This window comes from Frankia sp. CoWAU3 (assembly GCF_977971855.1).
In genome coordinates this window covers 13,795-15,864 of sequence record NZ_CDWWXB010000024.1, presented here as the reverse complement: position 1 = coordinate 15,864, position 2,070 = coordinate 13,795, and the positions used below count along the sequence as shown (strand labels likewise).

The following is a 2,070-nucleotide window of genomic DNA, read 5'->3' as shown; positions in this document are numbered from 1 at the left end:
CCGGTGGTGAAAGTCGCTGATCGGGTCGCCGCGGTAGACGCGCTCCACCAGGTCGGTCGAGCCACGCGGGAAGAGCACCTCGGTGGGCTGCCGGGTGCCGTCGAGCACGTCCGGCAGTGCCTCCACGCAACGCCGCAGCACGTCGACGTGCGGCGCGAGCGCGGGGTAGGCGGCGAGGAGCTCGTCGGCATCCGGGGCAGCGGCGGGCGGGCCATCGGCGCGGTCGAGGATGCGCGCGAACGAGTCGAGCGCCGCCGCGCCGTACCGGTTCGGGGCGAAACGGGTGCGCAGGAAGGCCTTGAGATCGGCTTCCGGGGAAAGCGCGGCGAGGCGGGCGCGTAGCAGCGCGGCGGCATAATCATCGAGGGCTGCGAAGGAGCGGTGCGCGGACTGAAGGACGTCCGTTTCGCCTGCGACGGCCCCCAGTCGACGCAGGCCCTCCTGCGTGCCCCTGACCACGACGACCTGACCCAGCGGCGACGCCAGCAGCCGGGTCATCGCCGCCATGCCCTCGTCGGGCTCGATCGAGCCGATGCCGATCCGGCCGAACCGGTTCCGGTAGCCGGCGTCCGCCACCGCGCCGACGGAACCCCAGTAACCCCAGTTCACCGTGCGGACCGGGAAGGGCAGGCATCGCGCCAGGTAGGCCGTGTAGGCGTCCTCGAACGTGGTGGCGGCCGCGTAGCTGCCCTGGCCAGGTGCCTCGGTGAAGGCGATCGCGGAGGAGAAGAACAGCAGGAAGTCGAGGTTCTGATCGCGCACGGCCTCGCCGAGCGCGATCACGCCCGCTGTCTTGGCGGCGAGCACGCCCTCCAGCCCGGCGTCCGTTATGCGGAGCAGTGACCGGTCGTGCAGGTCCATCGCCGCGTGCACGACGCCGTTCAGGCCGCCGAACCTGTCGTGAGCCGTGCGGATCGCAGCGGCGAGCGCGCCGGGATCCGCCACGTCGCCCTGGACGTACGCGACGTCGCCACCGAGCGAGGCGATCTCGGCGAGCTGGGTGCGCACGCGATCGTCCGACGCGGCGCGGCGGCCGAGCAGCACGAGCCGGGCTCCGGCGGTGGAGGCGAGGTGGCGGCAGAGCACTGATCCGATGCCCCCGGTGCCTCCGATCACGAGGTAGGTGCTGCCGCGGCGGAACACGTCCGTCGGGTCGGCGGCATTGTCGCCCGGCTGCTCCACCGGGGTCAGGGCTCGAATCCACCGACCGCCGTCGCGCAGGATGACGAGCGCCTCCTCGGGGGACTCGGAGTAGAGCGCATGGGCCAGGTCGCGGTGGCTCCAGTCATTCGGTGCGACGACGTCGATGCATCCGACCGTCCAGCGGCCGAACTCGGCCGCGACGCAGCGGGCCAGGCCGTGCAGGGTCGCGCCCCGCGGCGGCTCGGCGGGCGCGGCCGGGCGGTTCGCCGGCGTGGACGACCTTGATGGTGGTTCCGTCGGCCGCGCCTGCTGCGCCGAGCACACGGACGGCGTTCAGCAGGCGCCGGGCCGATCGCGACTCGTGGTCCGCGAGCGACCCGCCGAGTCCGAGCACGTAGAGCAGGTCAGGTCCCCGGCCGTCGGGGCCGAGCAGCGCCGCTTCGTCGGCGGCGTCGGCGATGGCCGCGGTGTCGCCGTGCGCGCGGTGGACCGCCGCCAGGTCCGCGGCGAGGGGATCGGCCGAGTCGCTCAGCACGACGACGCGGTGACCGGTGCCTGGGGCCGGTCGCAGCGGGGCGGCCGGGCGCAGGACCGGTTCGAGGATGCGCAGCGGCTCGGCGGCGGGCGCGTCGTCGGCGAGCGGACGCAGCGTCAGGCCGCTGATCAGCACCCGGACGTGACCGGACTCGTCCGCGACGGAGACCTGGTACGTGCGGCCGTTCCGGCGGACGTGCACGACACCGCGGGCGGGGGTCGGCCCGAGCACGCCGATCCGCTCGGCGGCGAAGGGGAGCAGAGCGCCGCCCGCGGTGCTCAGCGCGGCAGCCGCCTGCATCGCCGCGTCGAGGAACTGCACACTGACGCAAGCACCGGGCGCGGAGTCCAGCGGGCCGTCGAGGTACGCGAGCACCTCGTCCTCGCCGACCG

The 2,070-nt window shown here is 74.2% G+C and carries 2 protein-coding genes; both read right to left on the bottom strand.

Going from position 1 to position 2,070, the window contains the following annotated elements; genetic code table 11:
* Window positions 1–1,182: SDR family NAD(P)-dependent oxidoreductase (locus AC08ON_RS04405; protein ID WP_476616502.1), on the bottom strand; the 1,182-nt coding region annotated here is incomplete at its 3' end.
* 103 nt (window positions 1,183–1,285) lie between these two features.
* Window positions 1,286–2,070: polyketide synthase dehydratase domain-containing protein (locus tag AC08ON_RS04400; RefSeq protein WP_476616501.1), on the bottom strand; the 785-nt coding region annotated here is incomplete at its 5' end.